This window comes from Shewanella psychrophila, assembly GCF_002005305.1.
Taxonomy (GTDB): Bacteria; Pseudomonadota; Gammaproteobacteria; order Enterobacterales; family Shewanellaceae; genus Shewanella; species Shewanella psychrophila.
In genome coordinates this window covers 1717142-1740374 of sequence record NZ_CP014782.1, presented here as the reverse complement: position 1 = coordinate 1740374, position 23233 = coordinate 1717142, and the positions used below count along the sequence as shown (strand labels likewise).

25 protein-coding genes and 1 riboswitch are annotated in these 23233 nt (G+C 42.8%); of the genes, 19 read left to right on the top strand and 6 right to left on the bottom strand.

Going from position 1 to position 23233, the window contains the following annotated elements:
- Positions 1–16 precede the first annotated feature (16 nt).
- From sps_RS07780 to sps_RS07740, 9 genes are all read left to right on the top strand, one after another.
- Complete coding sequence (locus sps_RS07780; protein ID WP_237158022.1) at positions 17–913, top strand: tetratricopeptide repeat protein; 897 nt, start codon at positions 17–19, stop codon at positions 911–913.
- A gap of 461 nt (positions 914–1374) precedes the next feature.
- Positions 1375–3102: a beta strand repeat-containing protein gene (locus sps_RS07775; protein ID WP_077752016.1), complete on the top strand. Its 1728-nt coding sequence runs from the start codon at positions 1375–1377 to the stop codon at positions 3100–3102.
- Between the two features lie 603 nt (positions 3103–3705).
- A complete protein-coding gene (locus sps_RS07770; RefSeq protein ID WP_237158021.1) occupies positions 3706–4251 on the top strand; it encodes a curlin in 546 nt (181 codons plus the stop codon).
- A 20-nt stretch (positions 4252–4271) separates the two neighbouring features.
- Entirely contained in the window at positions 4272–6275 is a 2004-nt protein-coding gene (locus sps_RS07765; RefSeq protein WP_077752015.1) for a beta strand repeat-containing protein, read from the top strand.
- Positions 6276–6435: 160 nt separating this feature from the next.
- Positions 6436–7068, top strand: a complete 633-nt coding sequence (locus tag sps_RS07760; RefSeq protein ID WP_077752014.1) for a LuxR C-terminal-related transcriptional regulator — start codon at positions 6436–6438, stop codon at positions 7066–7068.
- Complete coding sequence (locus sps_RS07755; protein WP_237158020.1) at positions 7065–7541, top strand: curli production assembly/transport protein CsgE; 477 nt, start codon at positions 7065–7067, stop codon at positions 7539–7541. The genes sps_RS07760 and sps_RS07755 overlap by 4 nt, the downstream gene beginning before the upstream one ends.
- A 13-nt stretch (positions 7542–7554) precedes the next feature.
- Positions 7555–7965 carry a curli assembly protein CsgF gene (locus sps_RS07750; protein ID WP_077752013.1) on the top strand — a complete coding sequence of 137 codons (411 nt, stop codon included), beginning with the start codon at positions 7555–7557 and terminating at the stop codon, positions 7963–7965.
- A 2-nt stretch (positions 7966–7967) separates the two neighbouring features.
- Positions 7968–8816, top strand: coding sequence for a CsgG/HfaB family protein (locus tag sps_RS07745; RefSeq protein ID WP_077752012.1), 849 nt, complete (start codon positions 7968–7970; stop codon positions 8814–8816).
- Between the two features lie 323 nt (positions 8817–9139).
- Positions 9140–9367 carry a hypothetical protein gene (locus sps_RS07740; protein ID WP_237158019.1) on the top strand — a complete coding sequence of 76 codons (228 nt, stop codon included), beginning with the start codon at positions 9140–9142 and terminating at the stop codon, positions 9365–9367.
- 179 nt (positions 9368–9546) lie between these two features.
- On the opposite strand, the gene sps_RS07735 is transcribed toward sps_RS07740, so the two are convergent.
- The 3 genes from sps_RS07735 to sps_RS07725 all read right to left on the bottom strand — a co-directional run bounded on the left by sps_RS07735 (position 9547) and on the right by sps_RS07725 (position 11844).
- Entirely contained in the window at positions 9547–10806 is a 1260-nt protein-coding gene (locus sps_RS07735; protein WP_218919639.1) for an ATP-binding protein, read from the bottom strand.
- A 70-nt stretch (positions 10807–10876) separates the two neighbouring features.
- Entirely contained in the window at positions 10877–11536 is a 660-nt protein-coding gene (locus tag sps_RS07730) for a response regulator transcription factor (RefSeq protein WP_077752010.1), read from the bottom strand.
- 11 nt (positions 11537–11547) lie between these two features.
- The gene (locus sps_RS07725; RefSeq protein ID WP_218919638.1) at positions 11548–11844 is read right to left on the bottom strand and encodes a PepSY domain-containing protein; all 297 of its coding nucleotides are present in this window, start codon (positions 11842–11844) and stop codon (positions 11548–11550) included.
- A gap of 233 nt (positions 11845–12077) precedes the next feature.
- On the opposite strand from sps_RS07725, the gene sps_RS07720 reads away from it, so the two are divergent.
- A complete protein-coding gene (locus tag sps_RS07720) occupies positions 12078–12455 on the top strand; it encodes a YgiW/YdeI family stress tolerance OB fold protein (protein ID WP_218919637.1) in 378 nt (125 codons plus the stop codon).
- Between the two features lie 140 nt (positions 12456–12595).
- Here the strand turns inward: sps_RS07720 and sps_RS07715 are convergent, their stop codons facing one another.
- Entirely contained in the window at positions 12596–13009 is a 414-nt protein-coding gene (locus sps_RS07715) for a helix-turn-helix domain-containing protein (RefSeq protein ID WP_077752007.1), read from the bottom strand.
- Between the two features lie 305 nt (positions 13010–13314).
- Between sps_RS07715 and hinT the strand changes: the two genes are divergently transcribed.
- The 9 genes from hinT (at position 13315) to sps_RS07670 (ending at position 21546) form a co-directional block, all read left to right on the top strand.
- Complete coding sequence (gene hinT, locus sps_RS07710; protein WP_077752006.1) at positions 13315–13671, top strand: purine nucleoside phosphoramidase; 357 nt, start codon at positions 13315–13317, stop codon at positions 13669–13671.
- A gap of 16 nt (positions 13672–13687) precedes the next feature.
- A complete protein-coding gene (locus sps_RS07705; RefSeq protein WP_077752005.1) occupies positions 13688–14740 on the top strand; it encodes a PaaI family thioesterase in 1053 nt (350 codons plus the stop codon).
- A 164-nt stretch (positions 14741–14904) separates the two neighbouring features.
- Positions 14905–15294 carry a YcfL family putative periplasmic lipoprotein gene (locus sps_RS07700; protein ID WP_077752004.1) on the top strand — a complete coding sequence of 130 codons (390 nt, stop codon included), beginning with the start codon at positions 14905–14907 and terminating at the stop codon, positions 15292–15294.
- A gap of 143 nt (positions 15295–15437) precedes the next feature.
- A riboswitch (TPP riboswitch) is annotated at positions 15438–15554 on the top strand.
- Positions 15555–15652: 98 nt separating this feature from the next.
- The gene (locus sps_RS07695; protein WP_077752003.1) at positions 15653–17827 is read left to right on the top strand and encodes a TonB-dependent receptor; all 2175 of its coding nucleotides are present in this window, start codon (positions 15653–15655) and stop codon (positions 17825–17827) included.
- Between the two features lie 193 nt (positions 17828–18020).
- The gene (locus sps_RS07690; RefSeq protein WP_077752002.1) at positions 18021–18281 is read left to right on the top strand and encodes a hypothetical protein; all 261 of its coding nucleotides are present in this window, start codon (positions 18021–18023) and stop codon (positions 18279–18281) included.
- A gap of 109 nt (positions 18282–18390) precedes the next feature.
- Positions 18391–19032, top strand: a complete 642-nt coding sequence (gene pnuC, locus sps_RS07685) for a nicotinamide riboside transporter PnuC (RefSeq protein WP_077752001.1) — start codon at positions 18391–18393, stop codon at positions 19030–19032.
- A 26-nt stretch (positions 19033–19058) separates the two neighbouring features.
- Entirely contained in the window at positions 19059–20108 is a 1050-nt protein-coding gene (locus tag sps_RS07680) for a phosphotransferase (protein WP_077752000.1), read from the top strand.
- Positions 20109–20230: 122 nt separating this feature from the next.
- The gene (locus sps_RS07675) at positions 20231–20842 is read left to right on the top strand and encodes an HvfX family Cu-binding RiPP maturation protein (protein WP_077751999.1); all 612 of its coding nucleotides are present in this window, start codon (positions 20231–20233) and stop codon (positions 20840–20842) included.
- A gap of 155 nt (positions 20843–20997) precedes the next feature.
- Complete coding sequence (locus sps_RS07670) at positions 20998–21546, top strand: NAD(P)H nitroreductase (protein ID WP_077751998.1); 549 nt, start codon at positions 20998–21000, stop codon at positions 21544–21546.
- 123 nt (positions 21547–21669) lie between these two features.
- Here sps_RS07670 and sps_RS07665 read toward each other — a convergent pair whose 3' ends face one another.
- Together sps_RS07665 and sps_RS07660 are read right to left on the bottom strand one after the other, a co-directional pair.
- Positions 21670–22413 carry an oxygen-binding di-iron domain-containing protein gene (locus tag sps_RS07665; protein WP_077751997.1) on the bottom strand — a complete coding sequence of 248 codons (744 nt, stop codon included), beginning with the start codon at positions 22411–22413 and terminating at the stop codon, positions 21670–21672.
- A 138-nt stretch (positions 22414–22551) separates the two neighbouring features.
- Positions 22552–23181: a chemotaxis protein gene (locus sps_RS07660; protein ID WP_077751996.1), complete on the bottom strand. Its 630-nt coding sequence runs from the start codon at positions 23179–23181 to the stop codon at positions 22552–22554.
- Between the last annotated feature and the right edge of the window lie 52 nt (positions 23182–23233).

Sequence of the window (23233 nt, the reverse complement as noted above, 5' to 3'; positions counted from 1 at the left end):
TTTATCAAAGAAATTGGTGAATTTTAACTATGAGGGAGAAAATTATTCCGCCAGTTTAGCCATGGAAAAACAGGGAGGGAACTGTATGTCATTAGCCCTGTTAACCTACGCAGTCGCTAAGCATCTAGGTGTTAAAGCGGTATTTCAAGTCATGCATACAGAACCTATGTTATTAGAGGTGACTGCTAATTTTGCTGTTACTTCAGATCATGTGCGAACTTTTCTTTATGAAGAGGATAATGATCAACCGAGTAAAGGTTTTTTCCTTTCGGGTAGGAGTTATCTGATTCTTGACTATTTTCCCGGACGCTATGATCGAACGAGTAAGATAATAGATGAAAATCAGTTTGTGGCTATGCTGTATCGCAATCTGGCTGCGGACGCTTTGCTCAATGGTGATCTTGATTATGCCTATAGCTTGTTAACATCTGGCATCCGATACGATAAAGAGTACGCTCCCTTGATCAGCATGATGGCAATCGTTCATAGGCGTAAAGGTGACGAGAGTACCGCGGAAACTCTTTATCGTTATGGTCTTGAAGTATCAGACTCTAAAATAACTCTTCTGAGCAATTATCATTATTTATTTTCAAAACAAGGTAAGTATGAGCAGGCTGACAGGATAAAGCTGCGGCTTTTAGGACTGGAAGACAATTCGCCCTATGATTGGTACTTGATAGGTCAAGACGCGATACTGGAAGGTGATTTTAAGAGTGCCGAAATTTATCTGAGCAAGTTCTTAAAAAATCCCCCCTATTATCATGCAGCATATTTTGATCTCGCTAGGGCGCAATACGCCTTGGGTAGAAACAACTCAGCAAAAAACTCCATTAAATTGGCCTTGGAATATGCTGAAATGCCTAAAAGTCAGAGGCAGTATAAGGCTAAGCTTAATTGGTTAAATCAGATGTAATTCATATTAAACAGTTTCTTAAAAGGAATAATGTATTGTTTAATCCGTTAAAACTGCCCCCCTAATAACATCTCATTCGGCAGCTGAAACCTTACACATCCACATCTAAAGTCGTATTCAGTCTAGCTATAAAGTCTAGGTTAATGCCTAGAATTCGATCCCTTTGGTTACGAATTGTTAATACTCGTGATGGATGTTGTCCTCCTAATTACTCCGCATAATACCCAGCAATTAAACTCGATAACAATTTAATGCAGTCCGTTTTACTGCCTAAGGGAATTAGGCTTCCTATTTCATTATTGAGCTTATGATTGATTTCTGCAGGACGTGTTTAGAGATATGTGGATTTAAAAAGTCTCATTAATCTAAATACACAACTCGGTATGACCTTGTGAGTTCGCTAATTGGTGATAACGCTTTGTCAGCCTTTAACTTAGCTATAGAAAAGGGAAAACAGGGAAATGAAACATTCTAAAATTGCGCTATTAGTTTCGGCTGCACTATTTGCATCATTTGGTGTAAATGCTGCGAGTACTCAAAATAGAGCTACAGTAGATCAAGATGGTACAAGTAACACTGCCACAGTCACTCAGATTGATGAAAGTGTAAATAACGATGTGACCATAGACCAAAAAGGGACGAGTAACGTTGCTAGCGCAACTCAGGCTCGAACTTCTGAAACTACCGCAGATATTGACCAGGACGGTGAGAGAAACTTAGCTATAGTTGAGCAATCTGATGCTACTCAAACTTCTGTAGCGACCGTTGACACAATAGGCTCAGATAACAAAGCTTATGTGACACAAAAGTTGAATAATGCTTTTTCTGCAACAGCAACAGTGACTCAAAGAGGTGATGATAATACTGCAACCGTCACACAAAATAACGCTGATGGTGCTGAATCCACAATTACTCAAAATGGTAACGGTGATGTGGCTGTTATAGATAACCACTGGTCTGATAATGCGTTGGCTACTATTGAACAAAATCTGGGAACAGGTAATAGCGCGACGATTAGTCAAGAAAGCTCAGATGCTGCTACTGCTAGTTTGACTCAAACTGGTGCGAGCAACACTGGTTCAATAAGCCAAGATACCCAAAACTATGGTCACGGTCTTGGGAGTGATGATACAGCAGCATTTCTTACTCAAACTGGTGATGGTAATAACAGTGTGGTTAGCCAAACTGCTATGCACAACAGTGCTGTAGTATTGCAACAAGGAAATTTAAACACTGCTAATGTAACTCAGAGTGCTGAATCTAATGGGGCTGATGTGTTCCAAGACGGTGACTCAAACATTGCAAATGTTGATCAAACTGCAACAGATAACAATGCTGATGTTGACCAAGTTGGTGATAGTAATGAAGTTGATGTCGACCAATCTGGTCCAAGCAACGGTGCGACTATCGCTCAAACAAGTTCAGGTAGTTTTGCTCAGGTCACTCAAACTGGTGAAAGTAACGGCGCAACGGTAACTCAAACAGGTGCTGACCATTCAGCGATAATTACACAGAATGATTTTTCAAACACAGCTGATGTGATTCAGTCAGGTTTGAATAACGCTTTAGTCTTAACTCAAAGTGGCAGCGCTTTAGGTCTTGGTAATACTGCAAGTGTTTCACAAAGTGGAACAAATGATATCGCATCCCTCTCTCAGACAGGGAATTCAAACCAAGTCGTGGTTGCTCAAGGTTCAGGTAGCCATGATAACACTATTTCAGTTAGCCAATCAGGTCTAGAAAACTATGTTGGTGCGGCAAGTTTCGGTGGGGGAAATAGTGTAACGACTATTACTCAAACAGGTGATAGAAACAGTGTTACTGAAAACCCAAATGCTAGTAACAACCATGGAACTGGTATTGGTTCTGCAACTTATGGTTCAGATAATATTTTAAATATTGCTCAGAATGGCACAGATAACACAGCTTACGCAGATTCTTCAAATGACAGCTCAATCGTAGATATAGATCAAAATGGTGAGTTTAACGATGCTGCAGTTGAATCATGGTGGGGCACTGACAATGAGATATTCGTATCTCAAGTAGGTAATAATCATATCACTGATGTTTATGTTGATGGTGGTAGTAATAACCATGTCAATGTGACTCAAACAGATGCTTACAATACTGCTACAGTAACAAGTGTTGGTTCAAGTAACATGGTGATTGTAACTCAAGGTACGATGTAAATTCCTTGGGCTAAGTAATAAAAAAGGGGCTTAGGCCTAATGCCGGTAAGTTAAGAAAAAATATTGATAAAATAAGGGCTACAGGGGATTTAATCTAAATCTGGCTGTAGCCCTTACTCGTTCTGCTGTTAGTCAATGATTGCTACACAAATTCCGTTAATTCAGAAAGTGAATAAAAGGTGATTATGTATGCAAAATAGTGACTAAGTGATCGGCATTAGGGCTTAGGCCCCTTTTTTATTTGTGCAATTTTATAGCAAGCCACTTAATTTCTTTCTCTGATACTAGAATTTTTATTGCCCTCGTTAAAGTGCTCTGCGCCTGTCAGGTCGAACTGATTTTAGTTTGCAAATGTGTAGAATCCCCCCGCAAGTATGGCAACTTCTGTGACGGATGTGTAACGGCTTGTTTTGCATGATGTTACATAAAAATAGGTTCGAAAATTTGTATTTTTTAAGACTTAAGTTGTAGTAATAAAATACTACTTAGCTTATGAAAATACGATGTTTGTGTCATCTGGCTTCATACTTTTGGGTGATGATGTTCCCCCTTGTTAACGACATACTAACGTCAATATTTTGACTGGCTAAAGCAGGATGCAAGATGTTGCCTATAAACATGGATAAAAGGGAAAAGAGCTTGTTCAATCACTGGGGGAGGCTCTTAGTGATAATCGGTATACTTTTATCTCCTCTAGCCTACGCAAATGAAGATATCAGTAGCTTCGATGAACTCTCTGGAGCAGGAAACCTAGCTTCAGTAAGTCAGGTAGGCGATAGTCATTCTGCGGATATAAGCCAGCAAGGTATGAGCAATGAGCTATATCTGGCACAAACTGGTTACAACACTTCACTTATCGCCAGCCAACAAGGCGTCAGCAATGAAATTCTACTATTGCAATCTGGTTCAGATATCGAAGCGAGCATACTGCAAACGGGTTATGGCAATCTGGTTATAGCCAATCAACTCGGTACGGCTCTAGAGATAGATGTTACTCAGAATGGTTATGGTAATCAGGCCTATATACATCAAACAGGATATGAAAACTCAGTCTGGATCCAGCAAAACGGTTCCGGGCATGTAGTCAGTGTGGCTCAGTGGGGCAGTTCACAAACTGCTGTCATCACTCAGGGTCATGCATCTAACTAGGGAAAGGGAAAACAATACCGATGAATCAGACCAAAATTGCACTTGTTGTATCAGCTGCACTCTTAGCATCTACTAGTGTTTATGCCGAGGATAGCACTCATAACTTAGCTGAAGTCACTCAAGTTGGTGGTGTACAAAATACGGCTACAGTGACTCAAACTAATGCGAGTTCATACAACAAAGTATTAGTTAACCAGGAAGGTTCAAATAATACAGCAACCGCAACTCAAGCGAGAACAACTGAAACAGAAGCCCGCATTAACCAAAAAGGTGATGGCAACACGGCAACAGTTGATCAGCAAGATGCGACGTCTTCTGCGTTAGCCACTGTCGATTCTATCGGAAATGAGAATACGGCCACTATCATGCAGAAGCTTAATAATGAGCAGTCAGCATTAGCTTCAGTTGCTCAAAATGGCAATGATAATACCGCTAATGTTACTCAGAATAATGCCGATGGCGCAATTTCTGCAATTACTCAAAATGGTAATGGCGACACGGCTGAAATCAACAACCGTTGGTCTGATTTTGCTAATGCCACAATCGTGCAGAACACGGGTGCCGATAATAATGCATTCATTTCTCAAGATGTTTCAGATGCAGCCGTAGCCGAATTAACTCAAACGGGTGCCGGTAACAATGGTGATATCCTTCAAAATACTGGTAATTTTGACCATGATGGCGGAATGGATTCTACCCGTGCAGACCTGGTTCAATCTGGTAATGAAAACACAGGTTACGTAGAGCAATTTGCACAGAAAAACAGTGCCAGTGTTAGTCAAATTGGCAACAATAACGATGCACGAGTGAGCCAAACTGCAGCGAGAAACTTAGCTTCACTGGATCAAACAGGCAATTCAAACAAGGGCGCAATTACTCAGACGGCTAAGCGTAATGCCGCTATGGTTGGGCAAACTGGTAACGGTAATGACGCTAGGGTTACGCAATCAGCAAAGCGTAACTCAGCCGATGTGACCCAGCTAGGTGACCTTAACATCGCCGAAGTGACACAATCAGCAAAAGACAATGAAGCTGTTGTCTATTCAGATGGTGAAGCTAACCAGGCTTACGTAGTTCAGTCTGCTGCTGGTAACAGCGCAGTGCTTAACCAAGTTGGTGATTTGAATATTGCCAATATAGATCAAACCGCAGAGGGTAACATTGCGCTAGTCGATCAGCTTGATGAAGGGAATACAGCCGATATAGATCAAACTGGAGCCGAAAACCTAGTATCTGTTGAGCAGAATAGCTTTGGAAGCTCAGCAACTGTGTTGCAAACGGGTTCACTTAACGATGCAACTATCACTCAAACAGGTGATGAGCAAACGGCTAATGTGACGCAGAATGACTTATCTAATATTGCCAATGTTAATCAAAGTGGCGCGAGCAACTTGTTAACCCTGACTCAAGCGGGAAGCCTTGAAGGGTCTGGTAACACTGCCACTATCAATCAAGCAGGTACTAATGATACAGCAGTCGTGGCACAAACAGGTAATTCAAACACGGTTCTTATCGACCAAGCGGACTTTAGTTTTGGTAACACTATCAATGTGACGCAAATTGGTAATGATAACTATGCTGGTGCAGCAACTGAAGGTGGTAACGGGAGTGAAATTACTATCGTACAGTCAGGTACAGGTAACCGCGTAACCAACAGTGATACTGCGAGTAATTGGTATGGTGATGACTTAGGTGCGGGAACTTATGGTAATGACAACATTATCCATATTGCTCAAACGGGTACTGAAAACTTAGCGTATGCAGACGCTGCCGATAGTGGTTCACAAATTGATATCGCTCAGACAGGTGAGTTTAACAGCGCGACTGTTGAGTCTTTCACTGGGGCTGGTAATGATATCGGTGTGATTCAATATGGTAATAATCATGTTACTGATGTTTATGTTGAAGGCGGTGCCGGAAACCTTGCCAGTGTGAGTCAATATGATGCATACAACACGGCAAATGTGATGAGTTTTGGCTCTAACAATCAAGTGACTATTATGCAAGGCAGTGTGCCTGAGTAAGAGTATATAAAGCAAAAAGGGTGTTAAGCATCCTTTTTGCTTACATATAAAAAAGTTAATAGATAGATAAAATCGATAGATACATCTGTCGCACTAGTGTAGCTTAATTGTTATTGTCAAACCCCTGACACAGTGAATATTACGACATGGAGTCAGCTGTATGTTTAAAGTCATAAATTGGATTGTTGTTTCACGTTCTCAGTTACTTGCCGATCTTTTGGATACACGCTGGCCACAAGAATTCTTGGTTAAGCTGGTTAAAGTGACGCCAGAGAAAGTGGAGCCCGAGATCAAGAAGGGTGGGGTTTCACTGGTTGTTATTGATTTAGCCACTGTTGATGTACAAAACGCCTATCAAATTCAGCGACACGTCGAGAAAGAATACGCCTCGAGGGTTGTATTCCTACATTATCCTAGACAAATAGATGCTCGGTTTCTTATTCATCCTACTGTTACAGCCGGTATTTTCTATTGTGATGCCTCATTAGAAGACGTAGGGCAGGGCTTAGCCAATATTTTGCGTGGCAAGTCTGTTATCCCTGCTAAATTAATCCATAGTAGTGGAGATGAACAATCTAACCTAGAGGGCAGTGATAACCTGACTATTCGGGAGCGGGAAGTGCTCCAGGCACTGCTCAGTGGTAGCACTAATGTAGACATCGCGAGTCAGTTGTTTGTTAGTGAAAGCACCATCAAAACTCACCTCTATCGAGCGTTTAGAAAAATAGGCGTGTCGAGCCGTGGTCAAGCAATAGCATGGGCACAAACTCACCTTCACGAGGTTCATCTGTGAAGCAAATCGTTTGCTTTTTAATTTTGTACAATATGGTCTTTTTCATTTCGGCGGATGAATTACGTAAAGCAGAAGTTAAATCGAAACAAGCTCTCGAATCTCAAAACATCAGTGATGCAAAGCCAAAACAAGAGACAGATCTTGTCGATGGTTTGATCTTAAACAGGGCAATGACCCGTGTTGGCCACCGTTTTTACCGTGAGTTTGTTTCGGCGTACAGGGACATAGGTGGGATTTCATCGCATTCAGGCTTGAGTATTGTCGAGCGTGCAACGGCTCGTAGCGGCAGTAAAGTCACCATTTTACATAATAGAAAACCAATATATATCACTGTGGTATCACCAGCGAGTCGAAATATCGATGAGCAGGCTGCTGCTGCGGCTTCCAGGGTTAATCAAACTTTGAGGCAAAATAAGAAACAGGCAAGTTGGGCACAATTTTTAGACCCAGACCTTGCTCCAGATGAATTTTAGACAGGGACCGCAAATGAATAAATTCAGATTACTTGGAAGTGGCATAGTGATCAGCTTGATGGAATTTTCCGTCAGCGCAACCCAATTGATCTATACGCCTGTAAACCCCAACTTTGGTGGCAGTTACCTAAATGGTTCATACCTCTTAGCTAATGCCTCGGCGCAAAATGACCATAAGACTAGTTCAGGTTATACGCCTCCTACGGCACTAGAAAGAATGGCCAGCTCGTTAGAGTCTCGCTTGATGAGTCAACTGTTTAACGATGCGGCTAATGGTGGCGAAGGCTACCTAAAAACAACGGATTTTGAGATCAATGTCGTTAATGAAGACGGCACCTTGCTTGTACATATTACTGACATAGTCACAGGTGAAACAACTGTGATTGAGGTCGGTGGATTAGTTGATACGGGCACGGGGGGCTAAGCATGAAGAAGTTAATAATCAGTGCAGCCTTATTGCTGTTGACTGCATGCTCGACCACGGGTGAATTTGAAGGTATAGAATCATCAACGAGTCTGATGCCAAAGAGTGACACCTACTATGACCTTATCGGTTTACCACATCCACAGGGGAGTATGGTAGCCGCCGTTTATGATTTTCGTGATCAAACGGGGCAATATAAGCCCATACCATCGAGTAACTTTTCGACGGCCGTGCCTCAAAGCGGCACGGCATTTCTTGCTCAGGCACTGAATGATTCAAGTTGGTTTGTTCCTGTAGAACGGGAAGGGTTGCAGAACCTTCTGACAGAGAGAAAAATTGTTAGAGCAGGCCTTAAAGGCGAAGCGAGTCAACTTCCCCAATTAAGCTCAGCCCAGATTTTGATGGAAGGCGGTATTGTCGCCTATGACACCAACATCAAAACCGGCGGTGCAGGGGCAAGGTATCTGGGTATAGGCGTTAATACTAAGTTTAGGGTCGATACGGTAACAGTTAACTTAAGAGCCGTAGACATTAGAACGGGTCGTTTACTTAGCAGTGTTACCACAACTAAGTCTATTCTTTCTAAAGAGATCTCTGCCGGGGTATTTAAGTTTATCGACGCTCAAGACTTGCTTGAGTCTGAACTTGGTTATACCTCAAATGAGCCTGTGAGTCTCTGTGTGGCACAAGCAATTGAGAGTGCTGTCGTGCATATGATAGCCGATGGGATCTGGAAGCGCGCCTGGAACTTAGGCAGCCCTGACATAGGCTTGAAGAATACAGTGTTACAAAAGTATTGGTTAGAAGCCCACTCAGAAGCCAGAGTGAGTGAGCGTATTAAACAGGGTTAAACTTTACTTTGTGTTTATTTGTTTTGTCATAAAAGCGCCTACGGGCGCTTTTTTATTGGCGCGATATCATCAACTATTAGTAGATTGGGAATGAAGACTACTACTCTTCAATGTTGTTTTACATGGTGACTAGTCACCATGTGTACTCTCTTGTGTTTGCTGTTCTGGTATGTTGGATACCTTGAACAGTATATATCCGATTAAGAGGTCATTATGTTCAAGATTAATACATTAGCTACTGTTACCGCATTCACTTTTCTTGTACTTGCTTCCACAACGGCTCAGTCTACAACTCTAGGTTGTGAGCGAGCTGGTGGGGTTAAGTGTCAGAAAGTCGGTATAGGGCACCGATTGTGGTGGTTTCAAGGCATCACCATCATTACAATGCTTATAGCTCTCCCATGTTGACTGCACTGGGTATCGCCATTGTATTAGATACTGCAGGTAAGGCTGTAACGCAGAAAGGCCAGCAAGTTATCGTATTAGGTGAGGGGAACGAAGTTAAAAATGTCTATGAAAAATATGGTGTTGTGTATTTAGTTAAGACTTAAGGTTTTTGCTACAGGCTCCGGAATAATGGTCAGAGACTTTTCGTACGTCATTGGTTGTTTTGCGAACGATCTGATTGTGTTGTAAGCATCGTTCATCATGGTCGTTGGGTTTATATTTGAGTTACATTAAAATAAGCCTAGGAATCTCTTTGTTAGCTATAGCCTGACATCCCCATAAATTAAGTCGTGATGATGAGCGTAAGGGCTGCGCTCAAACCGCCCATGCTACTTTTTTTAAACGATAGTGATCCCCTGTAACTGTGGGCTATTTCAGATGCGATATTAAGGCCTAAGCCCGAACCCATCACCTCTTCGTCAAGGCGGTATCCGCGTTTGGTTATGTTGTCGAGTTGCTCGTTGGCAATTCCGGGCCCATCGTCGTCGACAAATATGGTTATATGTTCCTCATGAGCTTTTGCATGGACGCGAATTAAGGAGTTGGACCATTTATAGGCATTTTCGATCAAGTTGCCCAACATATCATCTAGGTCGGCCTGCTCTATTAAGACTTCTAACTCTTGTGCTAGCTCGTTTATCAGTAACACGTTTCTTGAGGAATATACTTTATCAAATGCCATAGAAATTGCGTCCACCCTCTCGCAGGGCTTTGTTTTAACGCTGAGTATGTGAATAGAACCCGCTACACGAGTTTTACTCATATGGTGATCTATTTGGCGCTGCACCTGATTAATGGATTGGATCAGGATTTTATAGTCAGTATTTGACAGTAAGGATACTTGATTTCTCAGAATAGAGAGTGGTGTCTTAATAGCATGAGAGAGGTTACCTGCGTGATTCCTCGCTCTATGAAGTAATTCTTGATAATGAAACAAAAGGGCATTTAAATCGGAAACGACTGGAGCCAACTCGACTGGAAACTCGCCATTGATACTTTCTTGTTTGCCTTCTTTCAGAGAGTTAAGTTGTCGGTGTAGATTGTTTAACGGGCGCAGTGACCAGTGAACTTGGGCGATGATAAATAAGAGAATACCGATAAACAGAATCGATAGTATCAGCCATAGTTTAGCTATTACCTTTTCTAGCGTTACTTCAAGAGGTTTTCGGTCTACACCAACAATGACGTTAACTGGCTCGGCAACGCCAGGCAGGTAAATTGACTGAGATATATAGAGTAATTCTTCATTCTTTGCCCCAACTAGTGTTTTTGATAAGTGGCCTTTTTCTTCTTGAATTTTTTTATCCCACAGTGAACGAGAACGGAGTAGTTGATTACTACTGTTCGCACTCCAATAGAGGCCACTGTAGGGTTTTTTAAATCGTGGATCTGAAAGGCCTTCGGTGAGAGAGAGTTTCCCTTTATCATTTAGTGCTAGATTACCAGCGATTTCGTCCAGCGAAAGCTGTAGCTGAGTGATCATATTTTCTGTTAGATATTCATTAACCAATTTAGGGATAACAATACCTGCGATAATGATCATGCCGCCAAGCCAAAAACAGGCGGCAAGAAAAAGCCTATTCCGAATGCTTAATCGTTTAAAAATTAAAGAGTTACTTACCATTTAACTGATATCCTAGTCCTCTAACTGTTTTGATGACAGAGGGGGAGATCTTTTTTCGTATACGACCAATAAATACTTCAATGGTGTTTGAGTCTCGATCGAAATCCTGTTTGTATATCTGCTCAACAAGTTCAAGACGGGAAATTACCTTGTCACTATTTTGCATGAAGTAAGCAACAACTTTGTACTCTAAGGCTGTTAAATCAACGACCTCACCTAACCAGAGCACCTTAGAGGCCCTTGTATCTAAACTCAGTTCACCGATTTGGAACACTGAGGAAGTTTGTCCGGATGCGCGGCGTAGCTGTGCACGAACTCTTGCTATCAGTTCTACCATATCAAATGGTTTAGTTAAATAATCGTCTGCCCCGGCATTGAGGCCATCTACCCGTTGAGAGAGTGTGTCTCGGGCGCTTAATATTATGACTGGTGTATTGATCCCCTCATCTCTTATTCCCTTCAAAACGGTAATGCCATCCAGTTTAGGAAGACCTAGATCAAGAATAATGACCTCCCACCGTTCGGCTGTTGCTCGGTATAGCGCATCAATGCCATCTTGTGAGAGTTCAGGAACCCAACCCGCTTGTTCAAGGGTTGCCATTATCTGTTGCCCAAGTAGGGGGTCATCTTCAATAACTAATATTTTCATTTAAAACCGTACTACTTCTTAATAATATCAATAATATTTCGTGCCTCTATCTTAATCATGTTAAGCGTAGCGGCGTTGTATTCAACTTTGACAACGTTGTCGTTGTGTATAAGCTTGATTTCGTATATCCATTCGTCATCATCTTCTTCAAGCTCAATTTTAATCAGCCTTCCATTCAACTGCTTATCTATAGTGTTATATAATTCTGAAAAGGGTCTGATTAACCCTTTTTTTACAGCCTCATATACTTCATCTTGATCCTCTTCAATATTTACGTGTGTACCGCTACGAAATTCATCTTGAATCAAAATATGTCCGTTTTTTTCGACTTCGTTGGCGTACACCAACGAAGTAGGTATACACAGTAATAATAAGAATCGACTAATAAAATTTAGCATTGCGCCCACAAACTTGCTTGTTTGTATTTAGTATACCTGAGGTTAAATGAATCGAATATGAATGAAGTACTCATCAGTAGTTCAAACAGTTAATGTTTTAATCGTTTCATCAAAACGAAACCCCTAACCTTTAAAAAGGAAAAATGATGAAAAAGGCAACTATTGCTATTGTAAGTTCACTCGTTTTAATTCCAACTATCTCTTTAGCTAATAACTCGAATGCTATAGAAAGTAATGTGAACTTTAGTGGACCCGCTGACCTATCTTCTGTGATGACTTTGATAAAAGAATCAAGCATGTTTTCTGATGAGAAAGACGTCATCGTCGAAGGTCACTTTTTGAGCCAAATCAGCAAGGATACATATTTATTTTCTGATGGAGAAGGGCAAATTGAAGTAGAAGTGGATGATGATATTCATTTAATGACACCCATTAATTCGAAGACAAAATTAAGGATTTATGGAGAATTCGAAGGAGGGAGTATTCCAGAAATAGAAGCTGAACACATTCAAATATTATAGATTACGAGTACTAAATTTAAGTGGGTAGCGGCTTGATATATAAAGCACCTAACGTTGAAAGGTTTGGTGCTTTCTTTTTCCTCAAATGTCACTGAAAGATGAACACTTCTGATTGGTAATTTATTTTAGGGCTAGACAGATTATTTAGCTTTGCTTCTTTCCGTATGTAAGAAATCAAATCCTTGCTTCAGGAATGAAAACTCTTCAACATCGGGTAGGCTCTTTACACTTGAGTGCATTTGAGAGAAGGCCGAATCTATCATCAGGCGATCAGATAATTTCAAATAGTCATACACTACTGGCCTAAGGACGACGGTGAAATCTGCGGATAGCTCTTTATACCTTTGCTCTTCGATGGCAATGGTGTTTTCTACCAATTCCCGCATACACAATGCCGCTAACAATGAGTTCTTATCACTAAAAGATTGATACTGCGCGGCCCTAGAGTAGCCAGCTTTCTTGTGAACATCGGACATGTTCAAGGCAATCATGCCTTTTTCTCTAATCAGTTCACCGGCGGCGTCGAGCAGAGCGGTCTCTTTATTTGTCAGCATTGAATATATTCCCTTAAAATTTTCATCATTAAAAAGGGTTTAGCTCCTTGTGTCAATTGCTTTGTATACACATATGTGTAATTTGTTGTGGCTATGTATTTTTGGTTGGTTTTATTTTGTATATATTACTTTCTCTTTGGTTTACTTAGCGGGTAATTCAGGTTTTATTTTAGTTTTTTGCATTAAATTAGTTTAAATAAAAGATTGTTTTCTAGTCAGTTATGCTAGCTCTTTGCGCTCAAATCCTCACAAGTTATAAATTTACGCGTATACTGTGGCAACCCCCAGAAAAAGAGGACAGTCAGATGGCTGAAGAAACCATTTTTAGCAAAATCATTCGACGTGAAATTCCCGCAGATATCCTATATCAAGACGATCTCGTCACGGCATTTAGAGACATAAATGCAAGAGCCCCGACCCATATACTGATTATTCCAAATCACTTGATCCCGACCACGAACGATGTAAAAGCCTCCGATGAGAAAGCCTTAGGTCGTATGGTCACGGTTGCAGCAAAACTAGCCGAAGAGGCGGGTATTGCCGAAGATGGTTACCGCATCATAATGAATTGTAATAAGCACGGCGGCCAAGAGGTGTATCATATACATATGCACTTATTGGGTGGTTGCTCCTTAGGTCCAATGTTAAGCCTTAACAGCTAATAGAGAGCGAACTGTCATGCAGGTCAATTCAGATTTTTTCCCAATGACACAAATCGCAACTCGTTTTGTCGATCAGCTGGCCCAATGTCGCCGTCTAAAATTAAAGGTGCTCGAGGCCAGCGAGCATCACGTACTCATTGAGCTGCCATATAATAAGGAACTGATTGGTTATCCCGATACTGGTGTTATTCATGGTGGTGTTATCACCACCTTAATGGATACCGCCAGTGGTAGTGCTGTGGTGTGTGCTATTTATGATAAGTACCAGTCATTAGAGTTATCGCCAACACTCGATCTGCGAGTGGATTACATGAAGCCTGCCGATCCCAATAAGCCAGTGTATGGCTTCGCCGAGTGTTACAAGATTTCATCCAGCGTCTCTTTCACTCGTGCTATCGCTTATCAAGACTCGATTGATGATCCCATTGCACATGCCGTAGGCTCATTTATGCGGATAAGTCCGGAAATGATTGGTGATGAATTTCGTCAGGCTCTCTTAGGTCAATCCAGTTTGAATTCTGATCCCCTTGAAGAAGAAAGCGGTCTGAGTAAGACAAGAGCATCCAACAATTTACCCTCTCATATAAAAGGCTTAGATGTTAAAGCGCTCGATGTTAAGACGCCTATTGCCAAAGAACTTGATGTTAAACAAATCGTTAAGAAGGCTACCGAGCTAAATGACTTCGGACACCTTTTAGGGCATGTGCCTTATACTAACTTTATTGGGATGAGTGTTGAGCGTTTTGGTGACGAACTGGTGTTTAGACTACCAGCGAAAGATGACAATATCGGTAACCCTACATTGCCGGCTATCCATGGAGGTGTCATTGCTGGTTTTATGGAGATGTCGGCGATAGTGCAACTTATGGTGTTTATGCATACTTCAAGAGTGCCTAAAGTGGTCGACTTTTCCATTGATTACTTGAGAGCCGGTTACCATAAGGACACCTTTGCCGAATGTAAGATCACCAGGCAAGGGCGCCGGGTTGCTAATGTGAGTATTAACTGTTGGCAAACCAACAGAAAGAAACTCATCGCTACCGCCAGAGCCCATTTCTTAATTGACTGATTTTTACCCAAATGCATGAGTCTGGCAAATCATCAGCAGTGAGGATTTTGGTAGTTAACCTTAGTGCGAGTTTAGGTTAAGCTCGTCTTATACACACTCGCCTACAAAAGTAGGTAATGATTAGCCCTCAATGAACAGGGCTAAAGAAAATTGGAGCGAATGAAATGAAGAAAATCGTTTTGGTCTTAGCATCGGCCCTTATTTTCACAGCTTGCGCCCAACACACTGCAGGCGTGATGGGCAGCTCCACCGGTGAAGTCAGAGTCGATAACAGCAGTTTTGCTCGTGAGGTCGGAGTCGAGCAATTAAAGGCCCGTCAACAGGGCGATTTATTGCAAGGATCTGGGGTGATCATGAGTAAGGTCTCCACCGATTTACGACTGCAATACAAATTTACCTGGTACGACATAAACGGATACACCTTAGAAGACGAAGCCAGCCCGTGGAAGTCATTGAAATTACATGGCATGCAACGTATGCAAGTCATGGCAGTTGCGCCAAATGTAAATGCTGTACGCTATGAGTTATATGTGAGAAAAGCTTTCTCTAATTAATTATTCTCATTGTTGGTGTTAAGCACATAGGTGCTTAACACGATAAAACGTCAGCCTAGCTGGCGTTTTGTTCTTTATTTGTATGTAAATCCATCATTTGATGGCATGTCTTTGTCAATACCTTGTTTTATTCATGTATAATCCCGTCTGCCAAGGGGTGAGACTGTTATTTTAATATACCAGTTTCTGAGATGTCTGATGACAAACCCTTTGAACCTGATCCGGCTAATACCGGCGTAGGAATGGGCCAATAGGTTTGATGCTTTCGAGGTGTCTGTTAAGAACATCTGTAGTCGACCACAACATCCTTTCTCGCTTTTCCAGTTGCCGGATCTCAAAAATTACAATTTGGGGTCCTATGTTTACACTTAAATCTTTATGTTTCGATTCTACCGTCTTGAAGAGACTCTCTCCGGTAGCGCTTGCGGTATCGACCGCATTAATCAGCCAGCACGCACTCGCTTCAGAACAAGCAGAAACACCCGTCGATGAGATGGAAGTCATTGTGGTGACTTCTGATTTTCGCGGCTCGACACTCGATAAGATGCCGTCGAGCATCACAGTTATCGATCAGCAGCAGATAGAAGACGAAGGCGCACAGCATTTTGAAGATGTGCTTAACTCCATCGCCAACTTTAACTGGTCAGGTGGTAGCTCTCGCCCTAAGTATTTCCAAATCCGTGGTGTCGGCGAGCAAGAGGAATATCAAGGTGCGCCGAATTCATCAGTTGGTTACATTATCGATGATATTGACATGTCTGGTCTTGGCATGGTGTCTAGTATGTATGATCTACAACAAGTTGAGGTACTTCGTGGCCCACAAGGCACTCGATATGGCGCCAATGCTTTAGCGGGCTTGATCTATCTTAAGAGTAATGATCCAACCGATGTGTTCGAGCATGGGGCTGAAGTATCTATGGGTGATGATAACCTCACGACGTTTAGTGGCTTTAGCTCTGGCCCGCTGACAGATTCAGGAAAGTTACTTTACCGGGTATCCTTGCAGCAACATCAGCAGAACGGCTATCAAAATAACCTCTACTTAGATCGCGATGACACCAACGCCCGTGATGAGTTTACTGGCCGAGCTAAATTGCGCTGGTATGCCAGCGATGATTTAGAGATAGACTTAACCTTACTTCACGCCGATTATGATAATGGCTACGATGTATGGACCTTAGATAACAATGGTGAAAATACCCTGACCGATGCGCCGGGTGTCGACAAGCAGCGAACCACAGGTAGCTCGCTTAAATTTACCTATACAGGTGCCGAGCAGTTCGAGCTGGTTTCTTTGACATCCTATGCTAACTCCCAGACTCACCATAATTATGATGGTGACTGGGCAAATCCAGATTACTGGGGCGGGCTAGATTGTGGTGGTGAGCCTTGCCAATACGATTATACCTGGGATAAGGAAGGGGAGCGAAATACCATTAGTCAAGAGTTTAGACTCAGCTCAACCGAAGCAGGCCGCATCTTTTCTGGTAGCACAGATTGGTTGTTGGGTGTTTATGGTATGCGCTTAACTGAAGACAATGACACAGTTGAAGATTACAACGGTTGGTTAGACGCTCTCTCTGCTGAATATGAAGCTAATAATACTGCCGTTTTTGGCCAATTAGATTCAGATTTAGGTGCGGGTTATGCGTTATCTTTTGGCCTTAGAGTCGAACGTCGAGACAGTGATTACAGTGACAGTGCTGGTGATAAGTTCAGCCCTGGTGAAACCATGTGGGGTGGACATATAGCCTTGAGCAAAGCGCTGAGTGATGACCATGAAACTTATGCCAGAATAGCTCGCGGTTACAAGGCTGGTGGTTTTAACATGTCCCTGCCTACTGAGTTGTCTGATAAGAAAGAGTACGATACCGAGACGCTCTATAACTACGAGATAGGGTTAAAGTCTAGCTGGCTAGATGGTGATGCCAGTACTAACTTCTCACTTTTTTACATGGATAGACGTGATCAGCAAGTCTCTGCATCACAGCAAAACCCAGAAGAACCACAGAAATTTATTCTTTACACTGAGAATGCCGGTAGTTCACATAACTATGGTGCCGAGCTAGATGCCAATTGGTATGCCACAGATAATCTTAAACTTTATGCCAGCCTTGGTTGGTTAGAGACGGCCTATGGTGATTATGCCTATCAAGATAAGTACGGTGGAACCGTGGATCTGACAGGCCGAGATCTGGCACATTCCCCTAACTTTACCTATAGCGCTGGTGCGACGTACCGCACTGATTCTGGCTGGTTCGCTAACATGACCACCAGTGGTAAGAGTGATTTTTACTACTCAGACAGCAACGAGTCAAAGTCCGAGGCTTATATCATCTTTAATGCTCGTGTAGGCTATGAAACGGATGTGTGGTCGGCTTATCTGTGGGGAAAGAACTTGTTTGATGAGCAATACGGCACTCGAGGTTTTTATTTTGGTAATGAGCCAGATCAAGACTGGGCAGACAAGCAATATATACGTTATGGTGATCCGCGTCAGCTAGGCTTGACCGTTAACGTCAAGTTTATGTAGCTCAATACTCAGCTGTTGCCATTTACAATTAATTTTTTGTCGAGAGTGCTCATTTATGCTTATAAACTCTGGGCATTCTCCTCAAGCTTGATTGAAATGTCTGTTACCTTAGCTATTGAGTGGTTTACTGAATGAGTTATTTATTTAATTGTGGTGGCATCTATTTCGAAGATAGCCACCTGAGGTCAAAAGAATGAAATTAACAGCCGAGATAAGTTGCTACCCACTGCAAGATAACTATCTGGATCCTATCCTATGGTTTATCGATCGTCTGGATAGCTATGATAATATCGAACGTAAGACGAATGCCATGGCCACTCAGGTGTGTGGTGAGTATGGTGATGTGATGGCTATGCTAGCAACAGAAATGCAGGCTGCCCATAAAAAGTGGGGTAAGGCCGTGTTTGTGTGTAAGTTTATTGGTGGTGAGCTGGACTTGTCACACACTCAATAATTTTATCGGGTTAAGTTTTAATGTTCAGCCTATGCTCGTCTGACTTGTAAGAGTCTGGCGAGCATTTGTATTTATTTTTCGTTAGCAAAGAATTATTTCGGAAACAGTGATGATAGATTTTTGGTCCGCGCTCATGAGGACAATAGATGGTGCACTAATACAGGCAACGGCATTAACGGCTTGGGAGGCAGTTGCTGTAGTGTTAGCTGCGGCCTACCTGATACTCGCGATGAAGGGCAGTATCTGGTGTTGGTTTGCAGCATTCGCCAGTACGGCTATCTATACGGCGCTCTTTTGGAAAGTGTCTCTCTTGATGGAGTCAGTGCTCAATGTTTATTACATGGGGATGGCGATATATGGCTTTCGTCAGTGGTCGAATGGGAGAGGAGATGATTCTGGTATCCAAGTCATATCCTGGAGTTTGAGGCGCCACACCCTGCTTATATTAGGGACCGCTTGCGTGTCTGTGATCGTGGGCAATTTAATGGCGACCTATACCCAAGCTTCCTATGCCTATCTCGATGCCGCAACCACTTGTTTTGCTGTTATGACCACGTATTTGGTCGCAAAGAAGGTGCTCGAAAATTGGCTCTATTGGGTGGTGATCGATTTTGTTTCTATCTATCTTTATCTGCAAAAAGGGCTCATGCTAACGTCACTGTTATTTATCTTGTATGTGGGTATGGCCATAGGTGGCTATTTCTTATGGCGTACGTCGATGCGTGACCAGCGTGTAGTATTGGCTCAATAGGCTTAGAGCATGAGATATCAAATGTGATGAAGCAATCCCAAGGATTAGCGAATGTGCCGGATGAGGTCAGGACTGGGCTGAGAAGTGCAGGCCTGATATTGTCTTCTTCTGTTTCAGTTTCAGTATTAACCGAGGGGCTAAGTAATCAAAACTACTTGATTCGTGATGGGGATAGCAGTTGGGTATTGCGAGTGAACTCAACGGCGAGTAGTCAAATATGCGATCGTAACGCCGAAGTCAGCAACTGGAAGATAGCGGCGGAGCAGGGACTCGCTCCAGGTTTGTATTTTGTCAGTGACGATAAAAAATATTACCTCAGCGACTATATCGAGCAAGAAGAGGGACAGAGCTGGGGCAGTTTGATCACCGCCAAATCGGCGCATCCTCTTATCGATGATTCGGTGCCATGGCCCGGCGCCGAATCAGCGTTATTAGATATGTTAACTCAAATTACTAGGCTCGAATGCCCTGAAAACAGCCTTAGCGTATCCAGACAGTGGTCTATTTACCAGGCTTCTTTGTATGATATATGGAGCAGGATTGGGAATAAACCATCTCAGGGACAAGTGTGCCAAGAGCATAAAGCTTGGCGGGAGAAACATCTGCAACTTCTGTCTCTTCGAAGCGATATCAGCCAATGGTTAGATGAGCTCGATGCCTGCGCATTGGGTGAACAATACAGCCATAGAGATCTCAATCCCCATAATTTATTATTTCAAAACGGCCGCCTCATGTGTATCGATTTTGAATATGCCTGCAGTTCGCATCCGTTATTCGATCTGGCTGGTGTGCTATCGAGTCACGCCCTGTCGACGGAACAACGGCATTTTTTAATTGACTCCTATCTGGATAATCACCCTAAATTGACCCTTGATGCCAAAGCGGCATTGCCCGCGGCAATCAATATCTATTGGGTATTTGCGGCTTGTTGGTCTCTGCTGATGGCCGCGGATGCTGAAACCGAAACCGACATAGAGATCGCTGAAGTCTTTGGTTTACAAAGAGAGCCAGGTTCTCATCATGGGTCTAAATATCTGGATTGTTTCAGTCAATTTTATTCGCTAATTTTACCTTGATCTAGAAGATGCGGTTGAAATAAGTCACAACTTTCACATTTTTACTCTGATATCTGTTTATGGTGAAAGATATTTCCTCTCAATATGGTCTATTCTGACAATAGCAATTGTAAGGAGTAAACATGCTAGTGGTTAATGCTTATAGAAAATTTTTAGACTTAGTCAATCAGGTATCGGGACTTGCCCCATTGGCGTTACGCTTGTATCTAGCGCCTGTGTTGATGCAAGCGGGTTATAACAAGTTATCCCACTTTGGTGATACTGTGGCCTGGTTTGGCAACCCTGATTGGGGACTCGGTCTGCCTATGCCTGAAGTAATGGTGGCTATGGCGGCGGGGACCGAATTTGTCGGTGGCCTCCTCCTGATTATAGGTCTAGGGACTCGATTAATCTCCATTCCTTTGCTCGTTACCATGTTAGTGGCGGCCTTCTCAGTTCATTGGAATAATGGCTGGTTAGCCATAGCCGATGGCGGCTCTTGGCTGGCAAATGATCAGGTATTGGCTGCGGGGGAGAAACTCAGCGCCGCCAAGACCATTTTACAGGAACATGGTAATTATGAATGGCTGACTAGCTCAGGTAATTTTGTCATCTTAAATAATGGCATTGAGTTTGCGATTACTTATTCAATCATGTTGCTCGCCTTGATTATGATAGGCGGGGGGCGCTATACCAGCATGGATTACTTCATCCGTAAGGGCGTATCGAAACGTTATCCTGATAGCTGCTTATAACGAGAATACACGTCTATAACGTGACGTTTCTCGCTTGTTGATTCTGTAAATCCCACCAAATTGGTGGGATTTTTATTTGCGCCTTTGTTATTCTGCTGTGTAATCTAAAATCATATAACTTGATTATTCAAACCCATTCACAGAAGGAAGTACTCTTGGACGCGACTGAATTATTGCTTACCCGCCAATCTTGCCCACGCCTTATCGCCCCCGCTCCCGATGAAGCTCAATTGAAAGTCATCTTAGACGCCGGTGCGCGTGTTCCCGATCATGGAGGATTATCACCTTGGGAGTTCATTATCGCCCAGGGCGAAGGCCTTAATCGTCTGGGGGATATTTTCTCACAAGCGGTAACTGAGAATGGGGCGGATGAGGCGAAACAGGCGAAGGCTAAGTCTATGCCGCTGAGGGCTCCTATGGTAATTGTGGTGGTCGCTAAACCTCAACCTCATGGGAAAGTACCTGAGTTCGAGCAGTTGATCGCAGCAGGATGTTCGACCATGGCGATGCAGCAGGCGGCTTTTGCACTCGGATTAGGCGGGATATGGCGAACGGGTGAGTTGGCGTTTGATAAGCGAGTACATCGAAGCTTGGATTTATCTGATGCCGATCAAATCGTCGGGTTTCTCTATCTAGGAACGCAAGCGATAAAGGCCCCTTTGAAGCCGGGTAAGAGTGGCAGTGAATTTGCCCGTTACCTTTAACTGAAGCGATTTAATCATATCAGTCTACATTAGACCATTTTAGTTACAGAGCATATATAGCCCATAACCCAAAGGTTATGGGCTATATATGCTGCATGACTCGACAGTCATCAAACGCTACAATCAATCGGCATTCGAAATGGCTTGGCCAACATCGAGTTGCTCAAACCAATCGAGAAATTGTCCCACCTGTTCCCCTTTGAAAATCCTGCCATGTTGAGGACACATATAATCGATATCGAGCTTACGAACTCGGTTAATCCAATCGTTTTTCGCGCTATTAGATGGCATCCACCTCTGATGAAAAAAGCTCATTTTTTTGATATGAGCTTCAAAGTCATCAACAAAAATATCGACATTATGATCTTCAAGGGCTGCGCCGACATCGCCGGACATTAATACACGTGCAGCAGGATCGTAAACATGAAAGTTACCGGAAGCATGCAAGTAGTGGGCTGGGATAAACTGTACTTCGACTTGATCTAGCACGAGTCTGTTACCTTCATCGGGAATCGCTTCATAGCTGATATTGTGCATGCCGAAGTGACGTATAAACCCTTCCCAAAGCCAAGGGGAGTAGAGCTTTGCCCCAGGTAAGGTTTGATCCCAGAGCCCGAGAGAAGAGATAATATCCGGATCTTGGTGGGAGGCAAATAGGTGTGTCAGTTGCTCGAGGGGAATGTGTTTGACGATATTGGCGAGCATAGGGGCAAATAATTCAATGCCACCGGGATCCATCAAGAGGGCTTTTTTTTCAGTCACTAACATGTATTGATTGGTATCTATGATTTTATCTGGTTTCTCTGGATCCCTGCCAAAGTAGATCCATTGGTGAGTGGGTGTTTCAACGATAAGCTGACTTTTCATTTGCAAAAGCTCCCTGTCTTTAAAGCGACTATTTTTAAATGTTTTTTACACTTTCTATAAACTGATCTTTAATATATTGATATTAAACCTAGCGTTACGTGAGTTAAGTTCGACAGCGTTAATATGAAAGCAAATGACTTAGGCGGCTTTTTGAGTCGCTGTAGTATCAAACAGTGCAATGGCATTATCGACCCGTTGACGTATTAGGTTTGCGACACTATCTACCTTGTTGGCAACATCATTAAAGGTTGCCTGATTCGCCACATCCACCCTGCAGGCTTCGATTCTACAAATCGAGGCAAGTATATTGGCGGTTCTCAGATTCCTTTTCAGCTCATGGAGCTGTTGCTCCATCTGGTTAATCAAGGCTTGAAATGATTTCTGCAGCTTGTTGAAGTTGCTCACCGTCTGAGCCACAGCTGGAGCCATACTCGCAGCGTATTTTGCATCGATGGCCTTGAGTTTTGCTTTTTCGAAGTGTTTGAGCGCCGCAGCCGCTCTGGCGGTATCCGTTGCCATCTTACTGGCGGTATGAGCCAGAGTATTAATGTCGGTTGCAGCCTTCATGGTGTAACAAGCCAAGTCATCGATAAAGCCGGTTAATGCTTTAAACCCTAAGGCCGCATTACCGACTCTGGATGATGCTGCTTGAGCATTACTCGCGGTAAGGTTAATCTGTTTACAGTAGGCTAATGTGTGATTTAGTTCAGCGGCAACAACGGCTGCAATCACATAATATTGACTGACTTGAGAGCGCTTCCTTGACATAGTATCTGGCTTCCTCTGCATGATTGAAACAAGTATAGTCGATATAACGTTT